General features: G+C 46.7%; 19 protein-coding genes. 5 read left to right on the top strand and 14 right to left on the bottom strand.

Annotation, left to right across the window (positions count from 1 at the left end; translation table 11 throughout):
- The first annotated feature begins 1 nt into the window (after position 1).
- Genes IEY13_RS05405 through IEY13_RS05390 form a run of 4 tightly spaced genes read left to right on the top strand, consistent with a single transcriptional unit; the run spans position 2 to position 3,616 of the window.
- On the top strand, positions 2-670 hold the full coding sequence (locus tag IEY13_RS05405; protein WP_188950914.1) for an HAD family hydrolase: 669 nt from the start codon (positions 2-4) through the stop codon (positions 668-670).
- A complete protein-coding gene (locus IEY13_RS05400; protein WP_188950913.1) occupies positions 655-1,470 on the top strand; it encodes an STM4013/SEN3800 family hydrolase in 816 nt (271 codons plus the stop codon). Before IEY13_RS05405 ends, IEY13_RS05400 begins: the two co-directional genes overlap by 16 nt.
- Positions 1,467-2,771 (top strand): STM4012 family radical SAM protein, encoded by a 1,305-nt coding sequence (locus tag IEY13_RS05395; RefSeq protein WP_188950912.1) that lies wholly within the window; start codon positions 1,467-1,469, stop codon positions 2,769-2,771. The genes IEY13_RS05400 and IEY13_RS05395 overlap by 4 nt, the downstream gene beginning before the upstream one ends.
- The gene (locus IEY13_RS05390; RefSeq protein WP_188950911.1) at positions 2,768-3,616 is read left to right on the top strand and encodes an STM4011 family radical SAM protein; all 849 of its coding nucleotides are present in this window, start codon (positions 2,768-2,770) and stop codon (positions 3,614-3,616) included. Before IEY13_RS05395 ends, IEY13_RS05390 begins: the two co-directional genes overlap by 4 nt.
- 7 nt (positions 3,617-3,623) lie before the next feature.
- Here the strand turns inward: IEY13_RS05390 and IEY13_RS05385 are convergent, their stop codons facing one another.
- Complete coding sequence (locus IEY13_RS05385; RefSeq protein WP_188950910.1) at positions 3,624-4,640, bottom strand: FecR family protein; 1,017 nt, start codon at positions 4,638-4,640, stop codon at positions 3,624-3,626.
- Between the two features lie 92 nt (positions 4,641-4,732).
- The gene (locus IEY13_RS05380; RefSeq protein WP_188950909.1) at positions 4,733-5,866 is read right to left on the bottom strand and encodes an RCC1 domain-containing protein; all 1,134 of its coding nucleotides are present in this window, start codon (positions 5,864-5,866) and stop codon (positions 4,733-4,735) included.
- A 237-nt stretch (positions 5,867-6,103) separates the two neighbouring features.
- Here IEY13_RS05380 and IEY13_RS05375 point away from each other — a divergent pair, with 237 nt between their 5' ends.
- The gene (locus IEY13_RS05375) at positions 6,104-6,553 is read left to right on the top strand and encodes a phosphohydrolase (RefSeq protein ID WP_188950908.1); all 450 of its coding nucleotides are present in this window, start codon (positions 6,104-6,106) and stop codon (positions 6,551-6,553) included.
- A 123-nt stretch (positions 6,554-6,676) separates the two neighbouring features.
- Here the strand turns inward: IEY13_RS05375 and IEY13_RS05370 are convergent, their stop codons facing one another.
- The 12 genes from IEY13_RS05370 to IEY13_RS05315 form a co-directional block, all read right to left on the bottom strand.
- Positions 6,677-9,100 (bottom strand): ABC transporter permease, encoded by a 2,424-nt coding sequence (locus IEY13_RS05370; RefSeq protein WP_188950907.1) that lies wholly within the window; start codon positions 9,098-9,100, stop codon positions 6,677-6,679.
- 246 nt (positions 9,101-9,346) lie between these two features.
- Entirely contained in the window at positions 9,347-10,798 is a 1,452-nt protein-coding gene (locus tag IEY13_RS05365) for a bifunctional 2-methylcitrate dehydratase/aconitate hydratase (RefSeq protein WP_188950906.1), read from the bottom strand.
- Positions 10,799-10,825: 27 nt separating this feature from the next.
- Positions 10,826-11,980 (bottom strand): bifunctional 2-methylcitrate synthase/citrate synthase, encoded by a 1,155-nt coding sequence (prpC, locus tag IEY13_RS05360; protein ID WP_188950905.1) that lies wholly within the window; start codon positions 11,978-11,980, stop codon positions 10,826-10,828.
- Positions 11,973-12,872 (bottom strand): methylisocitrate lyase, encoded by a 900-nt coding sequence (gene prpB / locus IEY13_RS05355; protein WP_229687745.1) that lies wholly within the window; start codon positions 12,870-12,872, stop codon positions 11,973-11,975. Before prpB ends, prpC begins: the two co-directional genes overlap by 8 nt.
- 202 nt (positions 12,873-13,074) lie before the next feature.
- Positions 13,075-13,470: a hypothetical protein gene (locus IEY13_RS05350; protein ID WP_188950903.1), complete on the bottom strand. Its 396-nt coding sequence runs from the start codon at positions 13,468-13,470 to the stop codon at positions 13,075-13,077.
- A 119-nt stretch (positions 13,471-13,589) separates the two neighbouring features.
- On the bottom strand, positions 13,590-14,711 hold the full coding sequence (locus IEY13_RS05345) for a TlpA disulfide reductase family protein (RefSeq protein ID WP_188950902.1): 1,122 nt from the start codon (positions 14,709-14,711) through the stop codon (positions 13,590-13,592).
- Positions 14,712-14,765: 54 nt separating this feature from the next.
- Positions 14,766-16,319 carry a PKD-like family lipoprotein gene (locus IEY13_RS05340; protein WP_188950901.1) on the bottom strand — a complete coding sequence of 518 codons (1,554 nt, stop codon included), beginning with the start codon at positions 16,317-16,319 and terminating at the stop codon, positions 14,766-14,768.
- Positions 16,320-16,345: 26 nt separating this feature from the next.
- Entirely contained in the window at positions 16,346-17,200 is an 855-nt protein-coding gene (locus tag IEY13_RS05335) for a DUF4843 domain-containing protein (RefSeq protein ID WP_188950900.1), read from the bottom strand.
- 24 nt (positions 17,201-17,224) lie between these two features.
- Positions 17,225-18,688: a RagB/SusD family nutrient uptake outer membrane protein gene (locus tag IEY13_RS05330; protein ID WP_188950899.1), complete on the bottom strand. Its 1,464-nt coding sequence runs from the start codon at positions 18,686-18,688 to the stop codon at positions 17,225-17,227.
- A gap of 24 nt (positions 18,689-18,712) precedes the next feature.
- Positions 18,713-22,036, bottom strand: coding sequence for a SusC/RagA family TonB-linked outer membrane protein (locus tag IEY13_RS05325; protein WP_188950898.1), 3,324 nt, complete (start codon positions 22,034-22,036; stop codon positions 18,713-18,715).
- A 217-nt stretch (positions 22,037-22,253) separates the two neighbouring features.
- Complete coding sequence (locus IEY13_RS05320; RefSeq protein ID WP_188950897.1) at positions 22,254-23,450, bottom strand: FecR family protein; 1,197 nt, start codon at positions 23,448-23,450, stop codon at positions 22,254-22,256.
- 56 nt (positions 23,451-23,506) lie between these two features.
- Positions 23,507-24,097 carry an RNA polymerase sigma factor gene (locus tag IEY13_RS05315; protein ID WP_188950896.1) on the bottom strand — a complete coding sequence of 197 codons (591 nt, stop codon included), beginning with the start codon at positions 24,095-24,097 and terminating at the stop codon, positions 23,507-23,509.
- Positions 24,098-24,112 lie beyond the last annotated feature (15 nt).

Here is a 24,112-nt window from a genome sequence, read left to right as displayed (position 1 = left end):
TATGAAAACCATACAACCAACTATCTTATTGTTTGATCTGGATAATACGCTGTTTAACCGCAACAGCGCTATGCGCAAGGCTATGGAGTACTGGTTAATGCACCATGCCCAACCTGCCGGCACCCTGGAACAGATTATGGAAAAGGATGGCTTTGGCTATGCAGACAGAACCGGCTTTTGCCAGTGGCTGCTGGATACCTTTGGTAAAGGCACGCTGCCTTACGATACACCTGCCACGCTGCTCTCCTTTCTGCAGCAGCAATTGGTGGCCAATGTGTATCCCAACGCGGAAATAACCGCCATGCTCACCCGCCTGCAACCACATTACCGCCTGGCGCTGGCCAGTAATGGCAGCAGCCATATACAAAGGGCTAAACTGAAGCAATGCGGGCTGGACAGCTTTTTTGCCTCCGATACAATATTTATATCCGGTGAAATGCCTGCCGAAAAACCATCGCAGGAGTTTTTTACTACCGTACTGGCCCGGCTACAAGTTGCACCCGGTAACATACTAATGACCGGAGATGATTACCAGAAAGATGTAGCAGCGCCGCAAGCCTGTGGCATGCAAGCCTGCTGGGTTTCGCACAACAGGCAGATACCTGCGGGTGTAACACCGGATATAACCATCACCCATATAACAGAACTGGAACAATGGCTGAAACACTAAACCTACCTGAAATAGCAGCACATGCACACGTGTTGTTTATTACGCTGGACAGCCTGCGGTATGATGTTGCCGACCGGCTTTTCCGGGATAATGAAACACCGCATTTTCAACAGCTGTTTCCACAGGGCTGGCAGCAATGCAGCTCGCCCGGCAGTTTTACTTATGCAGCGCACCATGCCTTTTTTGCCGGCTTTTTACCCACGCCGGTAAACGCCCCCAAAGCGCCCCGGTTGTTTGCTGCCCGTTTTGCAGGCAGTGAAACCACGGGTAATAATACGCTGGTGTTTGATACACCGGATATAGTAACCGGCTTTGCCCAAAAAGGCTTTCGTACCGTATGTATAGGTGGCGTAGGCTTTTTTAATAAACAAACCGCGCTGGGCACTGTATTACCATCTTTTTTTCAGGAAAGCTACTGGGAAACCACTTACGGTGTTACCGACCCTGCTTCCACACAAAATCAGTTTGAAAAAGCAGCCAGTTTGCTGGATAACCATAACGGCAGCCAGCTGTTTCTGTTTATCAACGTATCGGCCATACACCAGCCCAATTACTTTTACCTGCAGCCGGAACGTACAACCGATACCATTGCATCGCATACAGCAGCCCTGCGTTATGTTGATAGCCAGCTGCCTATACTGCTGAATGCCCTTGCCAGGCAGGACAAAGATGTATTTTGTATCGTATGCGCCGACCATGGCACCGCCTATGGCGAAAACGGTTACTATGGCCACCGTGTAGGCCATTCCGCTGTATGGGATGTGCCTTTTGCTACCACAGTTATTAAACGCAAAGCATGAACACACTGTTTCCTACCATATTTGATTCGTACGCCTATTCCTATCCGCACAAACACAGTTACCGGAAAATGGAGCCGCTGCCCCTTGCAAACCTGTGGCAGCAGGAAAAGAAAGACGCGCTGTTTTTGTATATACACCTGCCCTTTTGCGAAATGCGCTGCGGCTTCTGCAACCTGTTTACCATTGCCAACCCCAAAGATGATATGGTAAATGTATATCTACAGGCACTGGAGCGCGAAGCACAGGCGGTGAAGGATGCCGTACAACCGGAACATTTCGGACAACTGGCTGTAGGTGGTGGCACCCCTACTTTTCTGGACCTGCCGCAGCTGGAAAAACTGTTCCATATTATACGCGGGCTGGGCGCCCAACCGGAACAGATTCCTGTATCCTTTGAAATGTCGCCCAAAACCATCAGCCGGGAAAAAGCAGCGTTTCTGCACCAGCAGGGGGTTGACAGGGTAAGCATGGGTATACAAAGCTTTCTGGAAACAGAACAGAAAACGCTGGGTCGCCCGCAAAAAAACGCCGAGGTATTTGCCGCACTGGAGCTGCTGAAGCAACAGGGCTTTGCTACGGTGAATATTGATCTTATTTACGGCGCTGAAAACCAAACCGAAGCCAGCTGGATTTATTCTATAGAGCAGGCTATACAATACCAGGTAGAAGAAGTGTTTATTTACCCACTGTATGTAAGGCCCCTTACAGGCATTACCAAACATGGCGGGCAACCTGCAGACAATCGTTTTCAGTTATACCAGACTGCCAAAACACTACTTACAGAGGCGGGTTATGAACAGGTTTCTATGCGCATGTTCCGCCGCCGCACTGCCGGTAACGGCAAACCGGCGACCCGCTATTTTTGCCAGGAAGATGGTATGACAGGCCTGGGTGCAGGCGCACGCTCCTATACCCGAACGGTACATTACTCCTCAGAATATGCAGTGGCCAGGCACAACATCAAATCTATCATTGAGCAGTATACCCACCGTACCAATGCGGAATTCCGCCAGGCAGACTATGGCATTCAGCTTACGCAGGAAGAACAGCAACGCCGGTTTGTAATTAAATCGTTACTACACAGCAGCGGGCTGGATATGCAGCGGTATAAAGAACTGTACGGCGCCAATCCACTGCACCATTACCCGCAGCTGCAACAGCTGAGTGAACAGCAAATGGCGGCAGAAGAGCAACACCTGTTACGGCTTACCAGCAAAGGCATTGATTACTCCGATGCTATTGGCCCCTGGCTGTATTCAGACACTATTAAGGAACGTATACAAAACTTTGTATTGCAATGATGTTATCTATACTATACAGAGGCCCTTTATCCAGCTGCAACTACGGTTGCCCCTACTGCCCCTTTGCCAAAACAAAGGATTCGCGGGAAACACTGGAAAAAGATGCAGCGCAACTGCTGCGGTTTGTGCAGTTTGTACAGCAGCAGCACGATATACAGTTTAAAATACTGTTTACCCCATGGGGCGAAGCGCTGATACGCAAACATTACCAGGAGGCCATGACAACGCTGAGCCACCTGCCTAACGTACACAAGGTATCTATACAAACCAACCTCTCGAGCCGGCTGAACTGGCTGCAGAAAGCCAATGTAAGCAAAATAGCCCTGTGGACTACCTACCACCCCGGAGAAACTGACCGCACCGCTTTTTTACAGCAGTGCCACCAGTTGGATACACTGGGCGTAGCCTACAGCGTAGGCGTGGTTGGTTTTAAAGAAACCATTACTGAAATAGAAAGCTTACGTGCCGCACTGCCCGCCGGCAGGTACTTGTGGATTAACGCATTGAAAAAACAGGCAGACTATTACACCGCAGAAGAAACCGCTGTACTACAGGGCATTGACCCGCATGTGGCCTATAACATGGTACACCATGAAACGCTGGGCAAAGCCTGCAAAACAGGGCATACTGTTATAAGTGTAGACGGCGATGGCAATATGCACCGTTGCCATTTCATTAAAGAAAAGATTGGCAATATTTACGATACCACATTTCGCCAAAGCCTTTACCCGCGTGCCTGCACCAATGCCACCTGTGGGTGCCATATAGGCTATGTTCATCTGGAGCATCTGCAATTGTATCAATTATATGAAGGCAGAGAACTGGAGCGGATAGCGCCGGTATAATCTTACATCAGCGCACAATTACTTTCTTACCTTCTATTTTATAATGGAAATCGGGCACCGCTTCATGCCATACATGCAGTAAAGCAGCCAATGGCAGCTGCCGGTAATGGCCCGAAAGTAAGGCCTCTGGTAATTGCTGGTTTTCAAATACCACGTCTACCCCATACCAGTTGCGCAATAATGTGCCCGCTTCCTGTAGCGAAATATTATTAAAAACCAGTTCGTCTTTTACCCAGGCAGTTTCATAAATAGTTTCGTTAGCAGCAAAGGGCCGTAAGGTATCTATACTAACTATTCCGGATGTCAGGCGCCCGGCTTCTGCCGTTTGCGGTGCCACATTTTTATGCATCACCAGTTTCTGCTGCGGTTCCAGGGTATAAACCGGGGTAGCCTTTACCTGAATAATGGGCATTACAGTTATTTTTCCTTTTACCGGCAAAACGGCCTCATCCGCTTCCTGCTTATAAGCTTTCACATTAAATACAGCACCTGCATCTGTTATTTCCATGCCCGTTGTGCGTACAATAAAAGGCAGTTCCGAATCAGGGGCTACTTCAAAATACCCCTCCCCATCCAATACCACAGAACGGTTCTTTTTATCAAACCCGGCAGCCAGCACCAGTGTGCTGTTGGCATTCAACTTTACCTTTGAGCCATCGGGCAACACCATTTCTTTACGCACGCCAGCACCGGTTTTATATACTTCTTCTATTTTTTTGTTGTTAAACCACCACCAGCCAAATGTCACTGCTCCTGCAACAGCCGCTACCCCCAGCCATCGGGTTGCTAACCGCAAACGGCTTATACGGGTACGCAGCTTTGCCTCAGACTGTAACTGCGCTTCTTTTTCCGGAGACCAGGAAGGATGTAAATGCCTGATAGCCATTAGCTGGTCTGCATCCAGCTCCTGCAAATCCCGGTAATTGGCCAGTTGTACCTGCTCACGCAAGGCGATTGATTCTTCCACGGAAAGCGGTCTGGTCATACATTTTGCCAGTAGTTCATAGAAAAGGGGCTTGTTCATAGCAGAGAGATTTTTAAGGTATAAGGGCATAGATGCATATTACCCGGTATTCCATAAATTTATAGCCTTTTTTTTAACGCTCTGCTTTCCGGTTACCGAAACACCGGTTTTGCAAACAACATCAGTTGCCTGTCTTCCATACCCAGGTTGCCCCAAAAGTTATCACCAGTGGCCCAGAGGGTTTTATCTGCTTTAATAATGAAGGAATGGTAGTCTGCCGCGGATACCCGGGTAACATTGTCCATAACCCGCACAAAACGGGTTTGATCTGAACTGCTTACGCCAAATGTTCCGAAGGCATTGTAGCCACTAGCCCACAAGCTATTATCTGTTTTAATAACCAGCGAAAAAAAGCGACCGCCTGCCAGGGAAGCAACACCATCCATCACCTTTACAAAGCTGTTTCTTTGCAACGTATCACCCAGCCCCAGTTCCCCAAAGCTGTTGTGACCGGACGCCCACAGGCTGTTGTCTGTTTTAATAATAAGGGAATGATATTCCAGCGCCTTAACAACTTTAACACCGTCCATCACCTTCACAAACCCTTTCTGCTCTCCGGTGGTTCCTGTTCCCAGTGCTCCTTCCACATTTCTGCCACACACCCAAAGGCTATTATCTGTTTTCAGCAGCAGGTAAAAGTTATTGCCGGCTGATATAGACTGCACATTGTCAGCAATTTTTACATATTTCGTGGAGCCACCAACTGTACCCTCCGGAGCGCCCATTACATTGTAAAAATTAGCACCCACCGCCCAGAGGGTAAGATCGGGTTTAATGATAAACCCGTTATCGTTGCCTGCCTCAATTTGCGCAGCACCTTCAAACACTTTGGTAAACCGGCCGTTGTAAGCAATATTCCCGCTTGCCAGTTCCGCTGCCGGATCCATGCCGGTAGTCCATACACTGTTGTCATTTTTCAGCACCAGTGCCCGGTCATCCTTCATAGAAATAGCTTTGGCCCCTTCCAGCACCTTTACAAACTTCGTTTGCTTACCTGTGGTACCCAGGCCCAATTCGTTATGGGTATTAACACCCGCCGCCCATACAAACCCACTGTCGTCAAGGGCTAAAGTGTTACTAAAAGCGGTAGAAATTTCCCTGAAATACCTGTCAGGATAAGTAACCGGTGGGTCAGGCCGCGAATCATCCGGCCGCGAGCCGTTTTTACTACAGGAAGCAATAACCAGCATAAAGAAAAGGAGAAAACAGGTGTAATATTTTTTCATAGACACGGCGTGGGTTTTGGAATAATTTTTCATCCAATATTTATGCCGTATTGCACAGTAAAAAACTTTGTATGCTACAGTATCAGGCACAAAAAAGGGCTGCCCCTGGGAGGTACAGCCCTTTGGTTATTTATATAGCCTATCTATGCTTTAGCCCTGTTTTGCCACTCTCTGATTTCGACCATAACACGTAGGTATTTAACCACATGCGTATCTTTAATGTACAAATCAGCTAACATGACACTGGAAAGAGCTATTGAAATTGCGGTAAACGCCCACAAAGGACAAACGGATAAATATGGCGCCCCTTACATAGGCCATGTACTGCGGGTAATGAATATGGGTATTACGGAAGAAGAGAAGATATGCGGCGTATTACACGATGTGGTAGAAGATACTGGTTGGACTTTTGAGCAACTGGAAGCAGAAGGACTATCGCCCTTTATACTGGAAGGGCTGCGCGGGGTAACCAAGCTGAGTGAGGAGGAAGATTACGATCATTTCATACAACGTACACTTCAGCATCCTTTATCGTGCACGGTTAAACTGAACGATCTTACTGATAACATGGATGTGCGTCGCATACCGGAAGTAACAGAAAAAGACATCTCCCGTTTGAACAAGTATCTGAAGGCTTACAGAATTATTACTGCCCACAGGATTGCTACACAGGCAGAGAAACGATAAAACACGTTCTTTATCCTGTATACCACTGTCAGCATTAGTACCGTGATCTGGACATTTTTTGCAAATGGTCAGATTGGGTTCAGGTACGCGAGACATAAATTTCCAGTTGAAGCAGAAGCCGCATTACTCCGACTTTAAACTCTTCACCGGATTGGTTAACGCTGCTTTTATGGATTGGAAACTGATGGTAATAAACGCTATCAGTACAGCTGCAAAGGCGGCCAGTACCAGTACCCACCATTGTATACTCTGCCGGTAGGCAAAGCCCTGTAACCATTGCCGCATAGCCATCCATGCCAGCGGTGCGGCAATAACAATGGCTATTACTACCAGTTTAATAAAATCGGCCGATAACATGGTAACAATGGTACTTACATCAGCCCCCAGCACCTTGCGTATACCAATTTCCTTGGTACGCTGTTCTGCCGCGTAGGCAGCCAGGCCAAACAGGCCCAGACAGGCGATAAGGATAGCCAGCAGGGTAAAGGAAACAGCTATCGTACCTATGCGCTGCTCTGCACGGTAATCTGCATCAAAATCCTCATCCATAAAAGTGTAGGCCAGCTCCATATCTGGCGCCACTTTCTTCCAGGTATTCTTTACCTGGGTAAGCACCGCCCCTACATTCTCACTACTTACTTTAATACCCAACACAGAAACATCAGCACCATAAAACAACGCCAGTGGGGTAATATTATCGCGCAGGGAGTTAAAATTGAAATCTTTTATTACACCTATTACATGAAAAGGCTTTACGGTTTTTAACATGTTATCGCGGGGCAGGTAAAGCACTTTGTTCAGCGGATCGGCTTCCCCCATTAAACGTGCGGCAGATTCATTAATGATAACGCCCGCAGAATCGGTGCCCATTTCTCTGGAAAAGTTTCTACCGGCTTTCAGTTGCAGCCCCAGGGCATCAATATATTCTTCATCCACCCACCATATCTGCGAATGAACAGCCTTATCCTGCTCCATGGCAGGTGAGCGGAACATGGTACTACTACTGCGGTTTTTAAGTGTGGGCAGATAAGCTGTAACGGTAACATTGCGTACACCCGGTATCTGCCTCACCTCCTGCTTCAACGCTTCTGCACGGTTACCCAGGTTTTCCAGATGGTGTAATACCAGCAACTGATCGCGGTTATACCCCAGGTCTTTATTACGTATATACTGTATCTGGTTGTAAATAACTATGGTGCCTATAATCAGAAACACAGAAATAGCGAACTGAAATACCACCAGAAAACTTCTTAAACCACCACCTTTAAACCCGGCACTTAACTTTCCTTTCAGCACTTCTACCGGTTGAAAGGCAGACAGGAAGAAAGCCGGATAACTACCCGCCAGGCAACCTACTACCACAACTGTAACCACCAATGCCGGCACCAGCCATTTAACTGCCTGCCAACCAAAATGCAGTTCTTTACCGGAAATATGATTAAACAACGGCATTAGCAGTACAGCAATGATAACTGCCAGTATAGCCGCCACAAAAGTGATTAATAAAGATTCTGCCAGAAACTGTGCTATCAGTTGCTTTCTGAGTGACCCCAGTACCTTACGTACCCCCACCTCTCTGGCACGGTTGGCAGAGCGCGCGGTAGACAGGTTCATAAAGTTAACACAGGCTATAAGCAGTATAAAAGCGGCAATTACTGAGAAGATATATACATACTGGATATTGCCATTGGCACTGAACTCGCCCACCCGGTTAGATTTCAGATGTATATCCTGCACATTAATGAGGTTGAGGCGATAGTAGTTGCCTTTCTGCTCAAACTCTTCCACACTGGTATGCAGATAGGCCTGTACCTGCGGACCAGCATTTTTTTTAAACAAATGAGCCATCGACTTTTCAAATGCTGCCACATCCGTACCTTCTTTCAGCAACAAATAGGTTTGAAAATTATTGCTCAGCCAGGATTCGTCTTTTCCTTCGGGCAGTGAACCCATAGACATAAAAAAGTCGAAATGAAAATGGCATTGTGAGGGTAAATCCTTAACAACCCCCGTTACCTTAAAGGGTCTGTCTCCATTGAGCAGCAGGGTTTGCCCTACCACGTCTGTTTTTCCAAAATACTTCAGCGCGCGGCTTTCAGTAATCACCATACATTCCGGCTGCCCCAGTGCGTGCTTTATATCACCTGCCACTGCCTGTAACTGAAACACAGAAAAGAAAGTGGAATCTACAAACACTGTACGCATTTCCTGAATGTTCTGGCTGCCTTTACGTACATTAACACTACCTGTTTCGCGCATGCGCACTGCTTTTTCCACCTGTGGCAATTCACTGGCTAACGCAGCCGACAACGGAGCGGGTGAAGTAGTGTAAGATTTTTCATTACCCCCAAACTTTATATCATCGTTAATCCGGTAAATTCTATCCGCATGGGGATAAAAGCGATCATAGCTCAGTTCATCTGCCACATAAAACACAATAAGCATACAGGTAGCCAGCCCCAATGCCAACCCAATGGTATTGATGGCGGTAAACCCTTTGCGTTTCCGTAACGATCTGAATGCTATTTTGAGGTAGTTGAAAATCATAACAGGCAATTATAGTCTGGTAATACCCTGTAATCTACAAAATAGCATTCCAATTACACAAACAACTAAAATACAGTTATTTACAAGCGAAACCGGTTACAAAGGTGTATCATAACCGTACAGCAACAGTACGGTTACAAAACCTTTATTCGTACATTTTCCCTGCCAACGCCCGCAGGTTGTTCCACAAAAAACAGGCACCCCATTATGTATGAGGTGCCCGCTTATATTTCAGGTAGTATGTTATCAGATAACAAACAAATCGGTAAACACATTCACATCCAGCTCTGCAACTGTGTTGTAATCCAGTGTTTTCTCCTGTATAACGCGCTGTTGCTTTTCCGGAAAAATACGGGCCAGATTAATCTTGTATTTTCTAATCAGTTCCGGTATACCTTCTTCCCTTCTGCGTTTGTGGCCTATGGGGTATTCTACCACCACTTCATTCAGCACCGTGCCATCGTTTAACTCTACAGTAAGGGCATTGGCAATAGAACGTTTTTGCGGGTCGTGGTAATCAGCCGTAAACTGCGGATCTTCCACGCATAGCATTTTATCGCGCAGCACGTCAATACGTGTATCGGCTGCTATACCATCTTCATAGTCAGCAGCAGTAAGGCGGCCAAACAGCATCGGTACCGCTATCATGTACTGAATACAGTGGTCGCGGTCTGCCGGGTTATTCAATGGTCCTTTTTTATCAATAATGCGGATAGCCGCCTCGTGGGTGCGTATGGTTATTTTACGGATATCATCCGTAGTTTTTCCTGCTGCTTTCAGGGTCTGGTGCAGGGTCATAGCTGCTTCTACCGCTGTTTGCGAGTGAAACTCGGCAGGGAAAGATATTTTAAACAATACATTTTCCATTACGTAAGAGCCGTAATCGCGTTGAAATTTAAACGCATTGCCTTTGAAAGACACATCGTAGAAGCCCCATGTTTTAGCGGTAAGTACAGATGGGTAGCCCATTTCACCGGTTTGTGCTATCAGTGCCAGCCTTACTGCTCTTGAGGTAGCATCACCTGCTGCCCATGATTTACGGCTGCCGGTATTGGGTGCATGGCGGTAGGTACGGAGCGATTGCCCATCTACAAACGCCAGCGATACGGCATTAATCAATTCATCGCGGGTAAGGCCCAGTAATTTACCTACTACTGCAGTAGACGCAACTTTCACCAGAAATACGTGATCGAGGCCCACTTTGTTAAAAGAGTTTTCCAACGCCAGTACGCCCTGTATTTCATGCGCCATAATCATGGCTTCCAGTACCTGTTTTACTTTTAAGGGTGCCTGGCCGTTGGCTACGCGGGTGCGCGAAAGCCAGTCTGCCGTGGCCAGTATACCACCCAGGTTATCAGAAGGGTGCCCCCATTCCGCTGCCAGCCAGGTATCGTTAAAATCCAGCCAGCGTATAATAGCGCCAATGTTAAACGCCGCCTGTACGGGGTCTAACTGAAACTGTGTACCCGGTACTTTGGCGCCGTTGGGTACAATAGTACCTTTTACTATGGGGCCTAACAGTTTGGTACAGGCGGGGTAAGTAAGCGCTTCCAGCCCGCAACCCAGGGTATCCAGCAAACAGTAATGTGCGGTTTTCCAGGCAAGGTCACTATCCATTTTATACGACAATACATAATCAGCAATATCAGCCAGTACCTGATCTGGCTGCGGTCTTTCGTTGGAAATATGAGAAGACATTATTCGTGTTATTTTTTAAAGTAAAAACTAGCGTTGTTCCAGTGATACAAATTCCCGGTTTTCAGGGCCGATATAATTGGCGCTGGGGCGGATAATTTTACCGTCCTGCCTTTGCTCAATAATATGCGCGCTCCAGCCTGTTACGCGTGATATAACAAACAATGGTGTAAATAGCAGTGTGGGAATACCCATCAAATGATAAGATACCGCTGAAAACCAATCCAGATTGGGGAACATCTTCTTTTCGTTCCACATCAGTGTTTCCAGGCGTTCTGCCACATTGTACAGTAGCATATCTCCGGCTTCTTCTGAAAGGCCACGGGCCACCTCTTTAATCACCACATTACGCGGATCGGAAATGGTGTATACCGGATGGCCAAAACCTATAATTACTTCTTTACGTTCCAGCCGTGTGCGTATATCCGCTTCTGCTTCGTCCGGCGTGGCGTAACGGCTTTGAATATCATAAGCCACCTCATTGGCGCCACCATGTTTGGGGCCTCTCAGGGCACCAATGGCACCAGTAATAGCAGAATAAAAGTCAGAACCGGTACCTGCTATAACACGTGCGGTAAAAGTAGAGGCATTAAACTCATGCTCCGCATACAGGTTTAATGATATCTGCATGGCTTTTTCCCAGGAAGCAGGCATTTTTTTGCCATGCAACAGGGTAAGAAAATGGCCACCGATAGAATCATCATCTGTTTCAACCTGTATCTCTTTACCGTTGTGGGAGTAATGGTACCAGTACAACAAGGCTGAACTGAAACAGGCCAGTAATTTATCAGCTATATCTCTGGCACCTGCCAGGTTATGATCGTCTTTTTCAGGTTGTATGCTGCCAAAGGCAGATACCGTACTGCGCATTACATCCATAGGATGGGCGGAGGTAGGAATCTGCTGCAGAATGTTTTTAACAGAATGCGGCAGTCCCCGTAACGATTTCAGTTTGGCTTTATACGTAGCCAGCTGCGCTTTGGTAGGCAGTGTGCCGTAGATAAGCAGGTAAGCTACTTCTTCAAACTGCGCCCCTGCGGCCAGATCGAGAATGTTATACCCGCGATAATGTAAGTCGTTTCCGCTTTTGCCTACACTGCAAAGTGCGGTGTTGCCTGCGGCAACACCTGAAAGCATCACGCTTTTCTTAGGTTTAAATGTTTCCGGCGCTGTATCGTTAGACATTTTTATTCTTTTTAAAGAGTTCATCTAATTTTTGTTCGTAGGTGTGGTAACCGATAGAGCTGTATAACTCTTCTCTGGTTTGCATGGTGTTTAACACCTGCTGCTGTGTACCATCTTTGCGTATGTGCTCATATACATTCAATGCAGCCTTATTGGCAGCACGAAAGGCAGAAAGCGGGTAAAGCGCCATGGCCACACCGGCATCATGTAACTGCGCTGTGGTGTACATGGGTATCATACCAAATTCGGTAATGTTGGCGAGGATGGGCAAACCGGTAGCTTCTGCAAACCGACGGTAGAGCGCAATATCCGGCACGGCTTCGGCAAAAATGAAATCGGCCCCGGCTTCTTTATAAGCTGCCGCCCTTTCCAGGGTTTTCTCCAAACCTTCCATAGCAAAGGCATCGGTACGGGCGCCTATTACAAAATGTTCATCGGTACGGGCGTCTGCAGCTGCTTTGATACGATCTACCATTTCCTCCTTACTCACCACCTCTTTACCAGGGCGGTGACCACAACGTTTGGCCCCCACCTGATCTTCAATATGCAGGGCTGCTGCACCTGCTTTGATAAGGGAACGTACCGTGCGGGCTACATTAAAGGCAGAAGGACCAAAGCCGGTATCTACATCTACCAGTAATGGCAGGGTACATACATCTGTAATACGACGGATATCAATCAATACATCCTCCATCTGCGTAATACCCAAATCCGGAATACCCAGTGAACCGGCGGCCACCCCACCGCCCGACAAATAAATGGCCTGAAACCCAGCCTGCTGAGCCAGCAACGCATGGTTGGCGTTAACAGCACCCACAATCTGAAGCGGGAACTCTTTTTTTAATGCCTCCCGGAAACGGTATCCGGGAGATTGTAATACAGGATTACTCATACTCATATGGCTGTTAAACAATTGAAAGCTTCAAACGAATATAGGCTATTCTGCTCACCGAACTAACAATTGTTAATATTACAAATTGTAAATATAACATAAACCACCTCCGCATTACTAAAACAAAAAAGCTGCCCCTGTGTTTATAGAAGCAGCTTCTTTATGCCGGGTTGTTACCAGCTTATTTTAAACATATTTATCCCTATCCTCTGCCAGGCGTTTCCCAGTCAAAAGGTTTTACACAAGGGTCGCAGTCAAACTTCAACACTTTACCCAGCGACTGACCTTTGCTGCCCTTTTTTACAAACACATAAGCCAGGTCCAGGTATTCTTCAATTTCCTTGCCCTGATCGTCGCGGCCTTTCAGTACTACTGAATAATATTTGCCATTGTCGGTTTCTTTAATAAACACTTCGCTGATGGTTACGCGCTTCATGGGGTCACCATCACAGCAGCTGCACCATAAAATAGCCACGCCCTCTTTTTTCAGGTAAGTAACGGCCTTTTCTGCCTGTTCGCGGCTGATAAGTGCGAGTTGATCGGCCTTGGCAAAGTGTGTCATCAACAGTAAGCTCAGAATAGCAATGCATTTTTTCATGGGTGATATTGGTTTTTGCACGCATGAGAATGCAAATACTATGCCCCGGTATGCACCAACGAAAAACGGCCCTGTAAAAGGCCGCTTTCTGGTTCATATATGTACTACGTAACACGGGGTTATTTACCCAGTAATTCTTCCAGCTTTTTATCCAGTACCTCCCCTCTCAGGTTGGCTGCCACAATAGTACCATCAGGCCCGATAAGGTAATTCATGGGAATGCTTTGAATACCATACATGGTGGCTGCTTCATGTTTACCATTGGTAATGTCTGACACATGCGTCCAGGTAAGGCTGTCTTTATGAATAGCATCTACCCAGGCTTTCTGATCACCCTTTTTTTCCAGCGATACCCCCAGCACGGTAAAATTGTGATCTTTAAAACGGCTATAGGCTTTTACTACGTTTTTGTTCTCTGCACGGCAGGGTATGCACCAGGATGCCCAGAAGTCGAGCAGTACATATTTACCACGGAAAGAAGACAGGCTAACGGGTTTACCCAACGTATCAGTCATGGTAAAATCAACAGCTGCATTACCCGCACTCAGTTTAAAGGCTTTTGATATCAAACCGTTGAGGGTTTTACCACCCTCAGATTGTTTTACCGGCTCTGTAAGGCCATTAAACAGTCTGGCTACTTTCTCTTTCTGCTCCACCAATGCTTTTGGGGTAGCTTGCTCTTTTACCAGATCTAACGATACAAACGAACCCGGATGCGCCGCTATAAATACCAGCTTAGCGCTGTCTACAGATGCTTTTAATACGGCAATCTGCTCATCGTACCTTTTGGCAGTGGCGGTATCTTTCGCAATAATGGCTTGCAGCTTGCTTTGGTAGGCTGCCTTATCGCGCTGCTCAAAGGGTTGTAATAACGCCTGCAACTTCCGGAAATCCTGCTGTGGCTGGCCGCTTGCTGTTATCACTACATTGTTTAAGCGGCTGCCTTCCACCAGCACCGTACCTTCTTCCACATAAAACTCTTCCTGCTCCGTCCAGCTTCCCAACTTCTTCAGTTCCCAGGCAGAAACGTAGGATGACAGCGAAACTTTTGCCGGCCCGGTAACAGTACCTGTATATTCAAAAGCACCTTCTTTCGGTACCACTATGGTACGTACCGGTTTAGTACCGTTGTTATAGTAAATGGTAACCTTACTGCCTGCTCTGGCAGTATCGGTCAGCTTTCCTTTTATTGTAAATGCTTTCTGCGCGGTTACCGCAGATGCGCCCAGCAGCATACTCATGAGTACGCTTGTTTTTATTGCGTTATTCATCATTCCTGTGTTATCTTACTTGTGTTAGTTGGTAGCTCTCCAGTTCATATCCTTAATTTTCAGCAGTTCACTCCAGCTGGCTTTGTTAACCGGCGTAATTTCCACCACGTCGGGGTTGCTGCCTACGTTATATCTGCGCAGGGTGCCTTTGGTTTGTGCGTTATAAGTAGCTATGTAAAGAGAATTGGTGTTAAAGTCTATCTGTGTATCAAATTTCAGCATGGTAATTTCATCAGTACCAATCTGCGGAAATTCATACGTTTTTTCAAATCCCCTGTTGTAGTCATATGCATACAGCTTGTTACCCACTACATAAAACACCACCGTTCTTCTGGAAGAAAAGGCATAGAAGCTGGCTTTATCAAAATCAGTAGCCATGGGCAGTACTTCATAAAAATCACGCTTTGCCGGCACTGCTCCGTTGGCGTAAAATTTATACAAAAAACATTTATTGTTATTGTCTTTCATAATAGCAAAGGAGTTACCATGCGTGGAGCCTGCATCGGCATTACGGGTGTTTTCGCCATACACCAGCTTTCTGCCGGTTCCCTCCTGATTCCACGGAAATAATGACCCGGCAGCATCTAACGGTTGGGTAGATGCATTGGACAGGCCAAAACTGGAATAGTTCATAAACCGGTTGTTCTCCACATCATACCATAGTACCGAACTCATGTTGCCAATGGAGTAAAAAAGAAAGGGAGCCGATTTCAGCATCCTGGAAAAATTGGATGCCTCTCTGTTAACCGGGTTGGTGTAAAAATCACCTCCGTTAAGGTAAGTGCTGGCCGCAAAAATACTACCATCACTGCACAGCATAGCCCGCGAAGCATTATTACCCGAAGCGCCACCCGCATCTCTGATCTGAGGTGCTGTTAATACAGGTGTCAACGTATTTTTGTCAATACCTTCCGTGGTATATACAATGCTGCCAAATGTATTGGCAGGAGTTGCCTTCATGGTAAGCCGGTCGAAGTAGTAAGAACCTGATTTGGTAAATGCCCACAACCTTAATCCGGTTGTAAGAATGGTAGCTCCGGTATGTACCATGGCAACCGGTTCCTTCAGGGTGGGCAGCCCGCTTTTGCTGAGAATGTCTGATACCACAATGGTATCTTTTACCATAGATATCATCTGCGCCTCTGCATTACCTGCCTCATTAGTACCCATCAGCATAATACCGCGGGAGTAAGGGGTGCCCACGGTTAGTGTAACACTCTTTTTAAAGGCAACGGTGGTTTGACGGTCTACCACACGAAAGGAAAGTGTATAAGCATCCGGTGCCAGACTTACTTTATAGTCCAATACAGGCTGCCTGCTGATGGTATCAATAACGGTAGTGCCTTTTACTACTATCCAGTAATATTCAAAACGCGCGGCATCGTTTCCCGGCTCTGTCATAGCCATCTGAGGTTCAATATGCAGCACATCCACCCCTGTAATAGCAGAATAAGATGCATTCATGCCATCAATGGTAATTTCATTAATATCATGATAGGTATAATTACCCTTGTCTTTATAACACGAAACAAGCGTAAACATATAAGTAGCTAAAAACAATATTCTGAGTAATTGCATGTTGCAGTAATTAAACATGAGAAGAATTAAGGAACCCATTTTACACCTATGTAAGATGTCCATGGCACACTACCTATAAACATCAGCCTTCCGTCATCCTCCAGTATCGGATTGCCGGCATTGAACTGTTCCAGCAGATACTTCCCTCCTTCCGATGCTATCAGCGAGCTTCTTACCGAAGGCATGGTGGTAGTGCTGCCAAAATCGGCATAGGTAAGATTAAACAGACGATACATCAGTTCTATTTTTTTTCGGGTAAACGCACCCCATATACCTGCTTCGCGGTTACCATCCTGTACAGAGCCCACCCAAACAGCTGGCTGCACCAAAAAATCATTTACACGAATGGTATGTAAGCTGGCATTAAACTGAGAATCTATACCGGTTGTGGTAGCGGTGTAACCTGGCAGCGCATCCCATTCAGTAAACGAAAGCTGAAAGTGTTCATTTGCCAGCAGCCGCAAACCTATCTTTTTAGTGTCCGTTTCCAGGTCAGGTGTACGCATCAACGTAACAGGCACATAAGCTAAGTAAGCGTTAGCCGGAATAACCACCTGCGCAGGAATAGCGAGGTAATGTACGCCTTGCTGTGCAGTGGTGGAATCGGGATTGATGGCTATTTTAAACGGACGGTCATAATTCTTTACCGGTCCGGTAATCATTACCTTAATATTTACCACAGTAGTATCCTGCGGCACTTTTACAAACTCCACATTGGTGTACGGCCGGAAGGGCATGGTACTCTCCGTTCCCCAGGAAGCACCACTCTGCACGGCAAAATACACACCTTCTGCCCCCTCATACCCCCTGATTTCTTTTTTGCAGGCTGGCAGTGATAACACGCCTGCTAATAGTACCAGCCATAACAATAATTGTTTCATAATAGTAGTTTTAACAGGTGTTTGTTACTTGTTTCTTACACTGATTTCACTTTCCGGTAATGGTACCACGTAGTTGGGCAACGTCATGGCTTTGGTGCCGGTAAGAGCTGCGTTGTTAGGTATAGAAAGGGAGGCATTTCTTTTATAGTAAAAGAACATCTGCCCTTCCCCTATTACCTCTTTCCTGAATTCCCGTGTAATAGCACTTTTCAGCGCTGCTGCATCAGCAGGTGTTATACTTACACAGTTACGGCTGTTACGCACGGCGTTCAGATACGTTCTGCCTTCTTCCACGGTATTACTGCATTCGGCCGCAATCAGCAATACTTCGCTTAAACGAATTAAGGGAACCATATACCGCCATGCTGCTTTGGTATAATCAAAGTATTTTAAATGGGTAACAAAACTACCGCTGGTGGTATTGAGCGCCGCCCATGCATCGCGGCGGTAATCGTTCTGATCGTCCAGCATTTCATTTACCCGTGAAAAATTATCATCGTTATTGCTGAAACGCAGGCGGGAGTACTGATCGCGCTCAGGCGCAAACAGCTGTGTATACAAGTTAAAACGGTTAACGGTATACAGCCCGAAAAACACTTCTGTAGAAAACAAGCGATCAGGTGTTTCTACGTGTTTAGCCGCTGCCTGCGTTACATAAGGAAAGATGGGTTTGGCAGGCTTTTGTACTTCTGCCAGTATTTCTTTCGCTTCTTTTAAGGCATTTTCCTTATCATGCTTCCACAGATAAGCACGCGCAAGCAATGCTTTTACCGCATAATAATTGAGGCGGTATTGCCGGTAGTGTAAACTGTTATCGCCAGAGGCACTGGCCGTATGCCTTACCCCTTCCGTAATAACCGGATCTGCCTCTTTCAGCAAAGCCGCAGCTGCAGTAAGATCATCAATTACGCGTTGTATTACCGTATCGGCCGGCAATAGTGGCGTTACAGTAGGCAAAGGAGCCGTGTTATAAGGCACCGAAGCACTGCCTCTGGTAGCTTCTGACCAAACAGGGCCGAACAAACGCAGCATATCAAAATGCAGCATAGCCCTTAAAGCAAGCGCCTCACCCTTTACTATACCAAAGTAAGGTGCCGGCAGCAACGGATTGGCCTCACCACATTTATTAATGATAATATTACTGTTTACCACCAGCTCGTATGCTTTTTTCCAGATACCCTCAAAAGCAGCTCTGGGGCTGTTTTGCGTGTAGGTGAACATGGTGGTATAATAAGAAGAATGCGTGGTGGATGTGATATAATAATACTGCGCCAATACATCTATGGTAGATACCGACATCTTTTCTCCATACAGTGCATTATTAGCCAGCTCCACATACACACCGTTCAATGCTTTTAAAAAGCCTTCTTTATCTGCAAACAACATTTCTTCCGACAACTTATCGGTCGGCTTCACATCTATCCATTTTTTGCAGCTGCTAAAGGCTAACATACCGGAAATACAAACGGCAATTATTCTCCATTTCATTTGTTACTGTTTTGGTATTACTGATTAAAACCGCACTCCTACGGAAAACGATACCGACTGCGCAAAAGGATAGTCAATACCCCGCTCGTTGGTAACAGAGGAAATGCGGAAGATATCATTCATGTATGCACGGAAGCTCACCGAAGACGCCCTGATCGATTTCAGCCATCTGGCTGTGGTAGTTTCGTACCCGATAGAAAAAGCCTCGCCTGCCAGTATATTATTATCCTCCACAAAACGGGAAGAAATGGGCGTACTGGTAGTATTATAAATGTTTTTGAATTTAGCATTGTCACCCGGCTTTTGCCAGCGATCGTACAACGCACGTTTGTCCTGGTTTAAGGATACGCTGGTGATAGATATATTCTCTACCTTCTCATACAGGGTTTGCATAAACACCTGTCCACCCAGGCGGTAACGCAGGTTTACCGATGCAGAAAATCCTTTCCAGAAAACGCTCGTACCCACAATACCATCCACGTCAGGTTCGCTGTTGCCCACCACCACTTCATCGTTATAGTTGTGTACAAAAGTTTGCTGCCCATTGCTGTTCAAAAAAATCTCGCGGCCGGTTACGGCATCAATACCAACTGAACGTACCGCCCACAAATCAGAAGGGCTGGCTCCATCGTAATAACGGATAAGGTTACGGCTTTTATTCTCTTTGTTGAAATTATCCAGGCTACTGCCCATGTTTTTGTAACGCGATTTCAGCTGGCGCATGTTCAGGTTCAGCAACCAGTTAAGGTTTCTGTTACGTATCACTGAATAATTAGCCGTAAGGGTAAAACCTCTGGTGTTTTGCGCACCCAGGTTTTGTGCAAAGCTGGAAGCACCGGCAGAAGCAGGCATAGCAACAAATACCAGCAGCGGGTCCGTATTCTTATCAAAGAAATCGGCATTCACTCTCAGCTTGCTGCTAAACAGTTCCACATCTAACCCAATGTTCTTATCAAGCGTCTTTTGCCATTTGAGTGCGCTATTACCAAACGTACCCACCACTACACTGGAACCAAAGGGGTTGCGGTTATCATTGTTATACCGGTATACACGGGTGGAGATATTATCGCTGAAATTCTGGTTACCAGGATTACCCACCGAGCCACGCACACGCAGGAAGTTTACAGAAGCGGTATTGCGGAAGAACGCCTCTTTATGAATATTCCAGGCCAGGCCCAGCGACCAGATAGAAGTAAACTGACGCGAAGCACCGAATACAGAAGCTCCATCAGACCGGAAAGTAGCATCTATCAGATACCGGTTGTCGTAAGAATAACCGGTGTTGAGGAAAAAGCTGGCGGCGCGGCGTTTCGCTTCCTGATAGGAAGCCGTTTTGCCTTCGGGATAACCAAATGCAAAAGCAGGATTGCTGAAATCATCATCTATAAAACCCTTTACCTCGTATCCGCTCAGTGTAGAAGATACCTGATTCAGCCGGGTACCTGCCACAGCATTTACCATATGTTTGCCGTTGAACAGTTTGCCGTAGGTAAGGCTGAAATCCCCATCGTAGTTGGTCTGCCGGTCGTTCTGCTCATTATAATCGCCACGCAGCAGCGGATCTATATCCACGTATTCTGAATTAAAAGGCGAACGGAATACCGTACTGCGTATAGCCAGGCCGTTGATGCCTACACGGGTGCGGGCGCGCAACTCGTCCAGTACACGCCATTCTATTTCAAAGTTGTTGGTAAAACCGTTGGATGCAGATTTGTTGACATTGTTATTACTCATGTCATACAACGGATTATAGTTAGTTTCCGTAAGCGTAGAAAAAGTGGTAATGTCAAAATACTGAAACTGCTCCAGAATTTTATCAATTCCCCCGCTGGCATTGTATTTACGCAGATAAGGGTTGGCCCTGGAGAAGGCCGAGAAAGGAATCGTTTCGCGCTTTGTGTTTACAAAGTCGAGACTAAGTGAGTTGCTTACCGACAAACGCCCTTTGCGATAGATAAGCCTTACGTTACCATTGGTTACATCGCGTGCAGAGCCTTTCATAACACCTGGTGTTTTACCAAAGCTGAGTGAGGCGCTGTAGCGCAGGGTAGCATCGCCCCCTTCTGCAAAAAGGGTATGCCTTTGTGTAATAGCAGTGCGCAGCGGTTCTCCGGCCCAGTAAGTATTTACGCCACGCTGTACTTCTTTTAAACGGCTCTGGTATTTAGCATCACCACCATCGGTAATAATATTACCATTCGCATCTAACGTACCGAAGAAACCGGAACGACGTTCAAATTCCACTTTCTCCTTTGCATCCATCAGGTTGTAATCTGACAGATCAGGAACGCTGACTGTAGAGTTGAGGTTGTAGTTAATACGCAGCGCGCCGGGCGTAGGGCGCTTGGTTTCCACTACTATTACGCCATTGGCAGCCTTGGAACCATAGATGGCAGTAGCTGCTGCATCTTTCAGCACAGTAATGCTTTCAATACGGTCCATGGTAAAGTCGCTGATGATAGACAGTGTACTTTCAAAACCATCTAATATAAAAAGTGGCTGGTTGGGGTTGGTACCGTATTGCTCCGTAAGGCCAATCACACTGCTCTTACCTCTTATTTCAATATCCGGCAGCCTGTTGGGGTCTGAGCCGTAAGTGCTGTTTTCAACAATAGCAAACGCGGGGTCCAGTGTTTTCAGGCTTTGCAGCACATTCTGGTTGCCCACCATTTTCAGTTCTTTAGACGTATAGGTGGTAGAAGAACCGGTAAAGCTTTCTTTTTTACGCTGGTAAATACCCGTTACCACCATGTCTGTCATAGAGGTGGATGAAGGTGTCATTTTCGCCAGTAACTTTTCACCAGGTGTTTTTATTTTAATTTCATAATCGTTGTACCCAACAAAGGAAACCACCAATGTTTGCCCGGGCAGTGCCTCCAGGGCAAAATCGCCCCGGCTGCCGGTGTTTACCCCTCTGCGGCTACCCTTCAGCATTACACTGGCACCTGCAATGGGCTCGCCAGATTCACTCATTACCGTACCGGTTACCTTTTTAATACTATCCGCAGGCGGCGCTTCATATATCTCCGGCGGAGGCATAGAAGGCACACGTTCTGCTTTGCGGGAAAGCGTAATGGTTTTGCCTTCAAAACGAAAATGCAACGGCTGATCTTTCAACGTTTTGTTCAGAAATTCGTTCAGTGGCATATCTACCACCGATACAGTAACCGGCTTTGTATGCGCCAGCAGTTGCTTGTTATAGAAAAATACAAAACCTGTTTGCGCTTCAATAGCAGCAAACACCTTTTTCAGCGGCAGCTCTTTACCTGAGAGTGTAATACTCTGCGAAGAGGACCGTGCCGATGCGGTAAGGCATAACGCAAAAAGAAAAAACGTCAATAGTCTCATAACTTTTACCGTTTGAGCCGGAAGCCGGGGAAATGTTTTACAAGCGCGCACGGGCACACTCCACCGGCTGCGGGTAGCAGTTTTTGGCATACTTTTGTGTCAGTTTGGTTGTTTTAAAATTGCTTCGATGCATTTGGAATCAGCTCAACTACTTGCCGGGGGTGTTGCGAGCACCTTCGGTTTTTGCTTTTAAAGCCTATCCGGTTTTATGATGGGTTTATGGTAAAACAATTAATCTTCGCCCCTCCTCTATTCTGAAATGCACATCTGCCTCTTCCAGCGATTTCAGTAGTCCTTTCAAACTCATATCTCTGCTCAGTTTGCCGCCAAAGCGTATATCGGGTATCTTTTTTTCGTAGGTTACTTCTATATCATACCACCGTTCCAGCTGGCGCATAGCTTCTTCCAGGGTAACATCTTCAAAATTGAATACGCCCTCTTTCCAGGCAACCACCTGGGCAACATCCGCATCACGCACCACTTTCACTTCCTGTTTTGCGGCTGCATGGTTTACCTGCGCCTGTTGTCCGGGTTTTAGTAATACGGTGGATTCACCGGCCGATACTTTAATGCTGCCCGCTACCAGGGTGGCTGCTAGCAAGCCCTCGTTGTTATAAGCGTTGATGTTAAAGCTGGTGCCCAGCACCTGTACTGCTGCGTTACCGGTTACTACCGTAAAAGGCAGGGTGCTGCTGGCCGCTACTTCAAAATATGCTTCGCCCGTTACTACCACTTTCCGCTCTTTTCCGGTAAACTGTGTGGGATATTGAAGGGAGCTGGCTGCGTTTAACCATACGTGGGTACCATCTGGCAGCACCAGCTGAAACTGCCGGCCGCGGGGCGTGGAAAGCGTATTATATAAAGGGGCGGCAGTGGTATTATCAGCGGAGCCATTGTAAGCCAGCCCTCCGTTTTTAAGCGTTACACGGGCACCATTTTCTACTGCCACCACGCCGTTTTGCAGGCTATCCAGTACCACCTGCCTGCCATCTGCCAGGGTTAACACAGCGCCTGTTTTACCCGGTTGCACGTCGTGTACAGCAACTGTTGCGGTATTGTCCGGGGCCTGCCCAGGGGTGTTATTCCATACATATACACCTGTACCTGCCAGCAATACACATAATGCGGCCGCCCACATCCATTTACGGGGAAAACGGACCTGCCTTACTGTACCGGCAGAGGGGCGGTTACGCAATTGCTGTATTTTATCCCAAACGGGCTGCTCCTGTTGTTGTGCTTCCTGGTATACTAACAGCTGTTGCCGCAACTGCGCTTCATCATTAACGCTGTTGAATAACTGCCGGTTGCGGGGCGATTGCTGCAGCCAATGCTCCAGCTGCTGCTGTTCTTCAACAGACAGTGTACCCTGTAAATGTTTAAATAATAAATGAGAAACTTGCTCAGCAGTAGTCATGGTACAGATACTACAATCGTACCTGCCATTTCAACCAGTGAAAAGGGAATTATTTTTTATTTTTTTATCAGCAGCAGTAATAACAACAGTTGTTCGCCTGTAAGCATCTGCTGCAATAACTTCAGCGCAGTTACCCGCTGGTTAATGACGGTTTGGGGTTTAATCTGTAGCCGCTCTGCAATCTGGGCAGGCTTTAAGCCTTCCAGGTAAGACAAAAGAAAAATCTCCCGCATCCGTTCGGGCAGCTTATCCACCTCTGCATAAATTTTATGCAACAGTTCTACCCGTATTTTATCTTCCAGTAAATCTGCCGGGTCTTCTTCCTCCAGGGTTTTGAGTATAGCGGCGTGGTGGTTGTTTTTCATTTGCCTGTGCTTCAACAGATTAATACATCTGTTACGCACCGTTACATGCAGAAAGGCTGCTACACCATCCAGTGAGGTAAAGTTGCGGTTGCCCTGTAATAATTGCAAAAAGCTTTCAGCAGTAACGTCACCGGCATCCTCCATAGCCTCCAGATATTTACGGGCATACAGGTATACCCGCTGGTACAGCTGTTTGTATATGAGGGTAAATGCCTCTTCGTTTCCTTCGCGGAAACGTTGCATTACCACAACCTCATCATATATAACCGTATTATCTCTCACGCAGTACTATGGCAG

The sequence above is a fragment of the Filimonas zeae genome (assembly GCF_014641615.1).
Taxonomy (GTDB): domain Bacteria; phylum Bacteroidota; class Bacteroidia; order Chitinophagales; family Chitinophagaceae; genus Filimonas; species Filimonas zeae.
The sequence above is the reverse complement of the archived record's forward strand: the minus strand, read 5'-3'. Positions and strand labels throughout refer to the sequence as shown.

Coding starts and splice junctions, on each gene's coding strand:
- IEY13_RS05405 (WP_188950914.1), top strand. CDS start 2: ATGAAAACCATACAACCAACTATCTTATTGTTTGATCTGGATAATACG.
- IEY13_RS05400 (WP_188950913.1), top strand. CDS start 655: ATGGCTGAAACACTAAACCTACCTGAAATAGCAGCACATGCACACGTG.
- IEY13_RS05395 (WP_188950912.1), top strand. CDS start 1,467: ATGAACACACTGTTTCCTACCATATTTGATTCGTACGCCTATTCCTAT.
- IEY13_RS05390 (WP_188950911.1), top strand. CDS start 2,768: ATGATGTTATCTATACTATACAGAGGCCCTTTATCCAGCTGCAACTAC.
- IEY13_RS05385 (WP_188950910.1), bottom strand. CDS start 4,640: ATGAACAAGCCCCTTTTCTATGAACTACTGGCAAAATGTATGACCAGA.
- IEY13_RS05380 (WP_188950909.1), bottom strand. CDS start 5,866: ATGAAAAAATATTACACCTGTTTTCTCCTTTTCTTTATGCTGGTTATT.
- IEY13_RS05375 (WP_188950908.1), top strand. CDS start 6,104: ATGACACTGGAAAGAGCTATTGAAATTGCGGTAAACGCCCACAAAGGA.
- IEY13_RS05370 (WP_188950907.1), bottom strand. CDS start 9,100: ATGATTTTCAACTACCTCAAAATAGCATTCAGATCGTTACGGAAACGC.
- IEY13_RS05365 (WP_188950906.1), bottom strand. CDS start 10,798: ATGTCTTCTCATATTTCCAACGAAAGACCGCAGCCAGATCAGGTACTG.
- prpC (WP_188950905.1), bottom strand. CDS start 11,980: ATGTCTAACGATACAGCGCCGGAAACATTTAAACCTAAGAAAAGCGTG.
- prpB (WP_229687745.1), bottom strand. CDS start 12,872: ATGAGTAATCCTGTATTACAATCTCCCGGATACCGTTTCCGGGAGGCA.
- IEY13_RS05350 (WP_188950903.1), bottom strand. CDS start 13,470: ATGAAAAAATGCATTGCTATTCTGAGCTTACTGTTGATGACACACTTT.
- IEY13_RS05345 (WP_188950902.1), bottom strand. CDS start 14,711: ATGAGTATGCTGCTGGGCGCATCTGCGGTAACCGCGCAGAAAGCATTT.
- IEY13_RS05340 (WP_188950901.1), bottom strand. CDS start 16,319: ATGCAATTACTCAGAATATTGTTTTTAGCTACTTATATGTTTACGCTT.
- IEY13_RS05335 (WP_188950900.1), bottom strand. CDS start 17,200: ATGAAACAATTATTGTTATGGCTGGTACTATTAGCAGGCGTGTTATCA.
- IEY13_RS05330 (WP_188950899.1), bottom strand. CDS start 18,688: ATGAAATGGAGAATAATTGCCGTTTGTATTTCCGGTATGTTAGCCTTT.
- IEY13_RS05325 (WP_188950898.1), bottom strand. CDS start 22,036: ATGAGACTATTGACGTTTTTTCTTTTTGCGTTATGCCTTACCGCATCG.
- IEY13_RS05320 (WP_188950897.1), bottom strand. CDS start 23,450: ATGACTACTGCTGAGCAAGTTTCTCATTTATTATTTAAACATTTACAG.